Below are 6,031 nucleotides of genomic sequence, written 5' to 3' on the forward strand. Positions count from 1 at the left end.
TTCTCCGACTATTCATAATTGATTGCGGTATCGTGTTTTAAAGTGCGCCGCCAATACTGTTTTTCACAGCGTTGGCAGTAATAGCGAAAGCGGCGGTCGCTGGCTTCGGTAACCACCACGCCAACACCGCAATTTTGGCAATAAAATTGACGTGGTAAAGTCAAGTCGCCACTAAACTGCTTGACTTTCATTTTCCAAATCTTTCAATAGATTACGGTAATATTCGGCAATCTCATCTTGTTGGCTGGCGGACAGTTTTTGGGTTGCATTGGGCAGTTTTTTCAGGCGAATAAGCTCATCAATTTGGCTTTGGCTTAATCGTTCATGCAACCATGCGGCACTTTCCAAAATATCCTTACTAAACCAATAATTATGACAATGGTGGCAGAGTGCAGCCGCATTGTCGGGGTGGTAACGAATGCTGTAAAAACGCCGTGAAAAATGGTGGGAACATTGCAGAGCTGTTGATTTTTTTGGGTATTGTTTGCCACAGCGTTCGCAACAATAGTTTGCCCTTGCTCTGATGTAGTCTGAAAAGGCTAAATCAGCGGCGGTATGGGTAAAGTTTTCGGTGGGTGTGTCGGGTTTCTCTTTGTGCAGTTTTTTCATTAAAACAATGGTTTCACTCAATAAATCATAGAGCGCGGTTTGCTGAAATTTTTTGCAATCACGTTGCCAAATTTTCAACTGAGCGATGTGTGCTTCAATCGGGTTGCTTTCTTTGAGTTTAATTACGGTCATGGTGTTCTCCCAAAAACAAAACCCTGATTAACCATTTGGCTAAACAGGGTCTTATCTCAAAAATAAAAAATAAAATCAGCGTTCCATTTCCCAATCATTATCACGGCTGGGCGCGCGCTCGTGTTTGGGTTCATGGACTTTTTCAGGCTGCCTGTCTTGCGTTTTCGCAGGGTCAGGCGCGTGATATTTGCCATCACGGATTAAATCGCTTTGGTTCTCGTAAATGGCTTGGCGCGTTTTTTCGTGGAACTCGGCTGGCATATGGCGCATGGCTGCCAATGCTTGCCGCTCGTAAAACCGTGCTTTGTGTTGCTGCTCGGTCGGCAGCGTTGCCAATTTGCTTTCGTATTGCGCTTTGGCGGTGTCGCTGGGCTTGGGCGCGTTGGTCTGCTGCGCTTGTGTGGCATGGGCTTTAACCGTGTCCGCCGCTTTGACTGCTTCAGTTGGAATGGTTTTCATGGTGCTTTCGGGACGTTCAGGCATGGCGGATTGCTGTTTTAGCTTTTCGGCTTCGGCAATACTGTTGGTGGCTCGTTCTTCGCGGCGGCGTTCCAAAATGGTTAAATCTTCGGGGCTGGGTTTGTAGCCTTTGGTGGCAATGCCGCGACTTTCTGCTTCCAACCACATTTGCTGCTTAAATTCTTGGCTGCCTGAAATTTTGATACTGTCCCAACCTTTGGCTTTTGCTACGTCCAACATATCTTGAATGGTTTGTTTGTCGTCTCGGGCGGTGTGTAGGGTTTTGCCTTTGTCTTCAAACAACACCGTTTTGGGATTGTCGGGTGCAGTGTAACGCAACAAATGTGCGCCCATTTCGTAGTTCATCACGCGAAAGCGTTGTACGTCCACAGCCACCATGCGACTTTGCAAATGGGCTGGGATTGTGTAATCCAAACCTGTATTGGCTTGGGATTTTTCCTGCTCGGGGGCAGGGTGTTTAGACTCGTTTTTTTCCTGATTGGGTTCTGCTGTTTCAAGCTCGGTGTTGGTCGGTGTTTGCGTTACGCTGGGATTTTCAGGCTGCCTGAACTCAGTTTTTTTGAGTTCGGCAGGGTCAATTTCGCGCTGGAACGCTTCGTATTCAATGGTATTGGGTAACTCGGGTTCAGGCTCATCAGCCTGATTTTCTTGATGATTGACTGGGGGAACAGGGCTGACTTTTTCATCATCTGCCAATTCAGGGTTTGGGTCTTGGTTTTGTGCGACTTGCGGATGCTCTTTAGGCAAATCTTCAAAATTGTAATCGTAGAAATCAGGGGCGCGCTCGTTTTCAGGCTGCCTGAAATCGGTTTGATTTGGGTTTTCCATCATGGTTTTTTGCTGTGATAATTGTCCACCTAACACATTGGCAGCAACTTGTAATGCGCGGTCTGCATGGTCAAATGCTTGTTTGGCATCATTAAAATTTTTAGATTCATGTAAACCATTTTCTTTTAATTCACGGTGCATTTGCTCACGTTTGGTCTTATCAGCAATAAAGTCTCCACCCACGCCAGTAAATTTAAAATGTTTGAATTCATCGCTTGTCCACACATAAGCCATTTGTAAACGGGTTTCTCCATTTTCATCAACAAATTCAAAGTTTTTGGTAGCTTCTAATCGTGTTAAATCGCCTTCAAATTCACGGTTAAAGGTTTTGACAGTGTAGCCATATTTTTCCGCCATTTCTTTGAATTCATTAAAGTGTTCGTTAGTCAGTGTGAAATCATTTTCATTTTTTTGATTTTCCATAGAATTTACCTTTTCAGAAAAAGAAATAGCCACATCTTTTTCTGATATGGCTGTTTGGGTGGGCTTATTGGGTAACTCGGTTTGTGGATTGGCTTTCGGCTCGGGATTGTGCTGTTCGTTGGGATTTTCAGGCTGCCTGAAATTCTGTTGCGGTTCAGGCTTTGGCGTTTCGGGCAAAGGGGCGTAGCCATTTGCCACGCGCCAATAATCGTTTTTCAACAATTCTTCACGCGATAATTCGGGTTTAATGTGTTCCATTTCAGGCTGCCTGAAATCTACTTCTGTTTCAATTTCAGTTTCTTGCACCATTGCCAAACCAAAGCGTTCACGTACCGCATCAATTCCTGCTAATTTATGCAAGTCATTGAAATCAGTAGGGACTTTATCCGTACCTTTTTCTTGCTGATATTGCTGAATTTGGGTTGGGCTAAATTCAGGCAGCAAAATTTGGGCGCGTTCGCCCCATACTTCGGCGGCGGCTTGGGCTTTGTGTAAACCTGTTTGACTGGGGTCTTGGTCGGCGGCGAAATAAACAGGTACGTTTTCAGGCAGCACGTTTAACAGCTTTTCCGAAACCGCTTTCAAATTACCAGCGTCAAACGCCACCACAACAGGCTTGCCAGTCGCTTCATGAACGCTGGCGGCGGTCGCAAAACCCTCCGCCAAAATAATGCCTTGTTGATTTTGCTTAAAATCACCAATAATCGTGTACGCGCCTTGTTTTTGTCCGCCGTTCAGGAATTTTTTGTTGCCGTCTTCATCAATGGTTTGCACATTGACTAATTTTTTCTCTGAATACAATGGGATAATCAACTGCTTTTTGCCCTGATATTCGTTTTGGCGAATGCCTTTGAGCGTGTCCGCGTCCAAGCCTTTACTTTGGGCGTAGGCGTGTTTGGGGTTGGCAGGGCTGGCATTGTGCCAAATGCCGTAGGCGGTTTTTTCCGCTTTGGCGTGGGCTTGGGCAATGCGCTTGGCTTCGGCTTGTTGCTTTTCTTGGGCGATTTGGGAGCGTTTGGCTAATTCCTCTGCACTTGGTGGTGTATACGGTTTTTCAGGACGATAACCATTTTCTCGAGCTGTTTTAAACAAAGAAGCGATGTGAATATGCCCCACCTTGATGGACTTCCACACCGATTGTGCGTCTTGTTGTTTATAATTATCGGACTGACGCGACCAGTTATCCCACATTTCAAAGCCGTTTTCGCCCAATTCGTCTTTAATAGCTGCCCCCATGCGAAACCATGTTTCACGGTCTTGTGGGTCAATGTGGTTCAGGGCGTTTTGAATGTTGTCGTAATCGCTCATGTTTCATTATCCGTTGTTTCTATTGGATTTTCCGCTAATAAAGCGGCGGTTTCAGGCATTTTGTCCAGCAGCCATAAATCGGGTAAGTCTTTGACTGCCTGCATATTTTCAGGCGTATCATTCGTTCCCTTGCGTATCATCAAAGCCAATACGCTTTCACGTACGGCTTCTTTGTTCACACATTTTTCCCATTCAAAACTTGCCATTTCTTCTACGCTCAATGGTTCGGTTTTGGGTTGGGGATTTTCAGGCTGCCTGATTTCGGGCTCGTTGGCTGGCTGAATATGATTAACAGATTGATTTTGTGATGAATGAGCTTGTGGTATCGGCAAATCCAGTTCAGGAATTTTCGGAACAGGGTATTTCGTCTTATCCAAACGCGCTGTAAAAACAGGGTCTTGCCAATAAATGATTTTTTGCGCGTAAATCGGACGGACTTTGTTTAACGTAACAATGCAGTCGCTCGCTGGCATGGTTTTCATCTCGTCTGGATTCATCACAGCGCGTTTTTGGTCGGAAATACTTTGGCTACGGCTCGTGCCACGCCCCGAAGAACGCGAACTGGAACGGCTTTTAAACGTCTCATAACCGATGATTTCGCTGTATTCTTGCGCGTCCTTTTGGTCACGTGGTGTGTACAACACCCGACAGGCAAAGTTGGTTGTGAGCGTCCGTGCCGCTTCTTTGCCGTAGATGTCTTCCAGTTGGGACGGCGACTGGTTGATAATCAGCAAACGCAAATTGTAGCCAGCGATAAACGCCACCGCGTTCACAATAACCGACATTTTGCCCAATGCTGGGAACTCATCCATTAACAGCAAACATTGGTGTTTCAGCGCAGGATTATTTTCAGGCAGCCCTTGTTGAACATTCACATCAATCAGCTGATTAAAAAACAAATTCATCAAATTGCGAAATGTTCCCATTTCCGTAGGCACAATACCAATGTAAATTGTCATGCGCTTTTTGCGGAGTTCGTCCAGCCTGAAATCATCTGAAGACGTGGCTTTTTCCACAACAGGGTCAAGAAACATACCCAACGGCGCGGTCAGAGATGACAAAATATCAGCCCCAGTTTTGGGCGAGCCGTTCACAAATCCCAACAGCAAAGTTTGGCATTGTGAACTCAAATAAGGGCGGCTTTCAATTTCATCTTTCAGCCATTCATTGAGCGGTTGCCCATCGGTCGGCGAAGTCAAGCGGAATAGATTGGCTAATGTAGTGCGTTGGCGATAATCGCTTAAATCGCGCTCGTGTTCGGTTTCAATCAAAAACAAACTCAATCCGACAAATAATTTACGCGCAGATTCCGTGAAAAATTGGGAACTGCCACTATCGTTATGCCCCGAAGCCAACAGAATTTGTGCCATATTCATCAAGTCTTTATATGTGAAACGTGCATCGCGGCGTATGTAGGTGTAGGGGTTCCAACAATGCGACATCAGGGGTGACATTTCTTTTAATTTGGGGTCGGGGTTGTCTTCGCTTTTGGGTAAAATCCCTGCTGGATTAAACAAATAAACTTCTTGCCCGTGTGCTTGGCGGAAACCTGCTGTAATCAAAAAGTTTTCATATTTGGGGTCGTAAACCACCATACTGTCCCGATAATGCAGGCAGTTGGGAATCACAATGCCCACGCCTTTACCCGAGCGTGTAGGCGCGTCCAATTCAAAAAATTCATTGCCAAACCAGCGCAAATATTGTCCTTTGTGTTTGCCAATCAAAATATCGGGAAATTTTTGTTTGGTTTGTTCTTGTGGGCTTTGCAATAAACCTGCTTGGCGGATTTCCATGTCGTTGGCAAACCGTGCCGAGCCGTGCAATTCGCGTTTGGGTTTGCCCAAAATTACAGCCAATAAAACCACAATCACAGGCAAAAAGCCCAACAGAGCCGACAGCACCGTAGAAACCACCAAAGGCATGAACATGGTTTCGGGCAGCCTGTTCATCTGCCAATATTTCAGCAATAAAAATGGGCTGGGTTCGGTTTTTTTGAGCGAGAGCCAATCCACAAAAACGGTCGCACCCAAATAAAAACCGCCTGCCAACGCAAGCGGTTCAAGGACTACCAAGAAAATAATCAGGGGGAGTATGGGGCGTTTGGGTTCAGACATGGGTTTTCCTTTTGATGATTAACGCCCTTGTAAGGCGTGAAGTTTGGCGACTGGGTTGTAATACAGTTCAGTCATATAGGTTCGGTTGAAAAAGCAAACAACATCAATGGTAGAACGGACGGTATTCAAAATAAAAT

The 6,031-nt window shown here is 45.6% G+C and carries 4 protein-coding genes; all 4 read right to left on the reverse strand.

Annotated features, from left to right (window positions below):
* Positions 1–8: 8 nt before the first annotated feature.
* Positions 9–191, reverse strand: a complete 183-nt coding sequence (locus BWP33_RS12230) for a hypothetical protein (RefSeq protein WP_040629383.1) — start codon at positions 189–191, stop codon at positions 9–11.
* Positions 172–741 (reverse strand): HNH endonuclease, encoded by a 570-nt coding sequence (locus tag BWP33_RS12235; protein ID WP_002642816.1) that lies wholly within the window; start codon positions 739–741, stop codon positions 172–174. The genes BWP33_RS12230 and BWP33_RS12235 overlap by 20 nt, the downstream gene beginning before the upstream one ends.
* A gap of 75 nt (positions 742–816) precedes the next feature.
* Positions 817–3,780, reverse strand: a complete 2,964-nt coding sequence (locus BWP33_RS12240; RefSeq protein ID WP_002642817.1) for an LPD7 domain-containing protein — start codon at positions 3,778–3,780, stop codon at positions 817–819.
* Positions 3,777–5,894 carry a type IV secretory system conjugative DNA transfer family protein gene (locus tag BWP33_RS12245; RefSeq protein WP_002642818.1) on the reverse strand — a complete coding sequence of 706 codons (2,118 nt, stop codon included), beginning with the start codon at positions 5,892–5,894 and terminating at the stop codon, positions 3,777–3,779. The genes BWP33_RS12240 and BWP33_RS12245 overlap by 4 nt, the downstream gene beginning before the upstream one ends.
* Positions 5,895–6,031 lie beyond the last annotated feature (137 nt).

Origin of the sequence: Simonsiella muelleri ATCC 29453 (genome assembly GCF_002951835.1) — a bacterium.
GTDB classification, from domain to species: Bacteria; Pseudomonadota; Gammaproteobacteria; order Burkholderiales; family Neisseriaceae; genus Simonsiella; species Simonsiella muelleri.

Excerpts from the sequence above, each read along its gene's own strand:
- BWP33_RS12240 (WP_002642817.1), bottom strand. The coding sequence starts at position 3,780 with ATGAGCGATTACGACAACATTCAAAACGCCCTGAACCACATTGACCCA.
- BWP33_RS12235 (WP_002642816.1), bottom strand. The coding sequence starts at position 741 with ATGACCGTAATTAAACTCAAAGAAAGCAACCCGATTGAAGCACACATC.
- BWP33_RS12230 (WP_040629383.1), bottom strand. The coding sequence starts at position 191 with ATGAAAGTCAAGCAGTTTAGTGGCGACTTGACTTTACCACGTCAATTT.
- BWP33_RS12245 (WP_002642818.1), bottom strand. The coding sequence starts at position 5,894 with ATGTCTGAACCCAAACGCCCCATACTCCCCCTGATTATTTTCTTGGTA.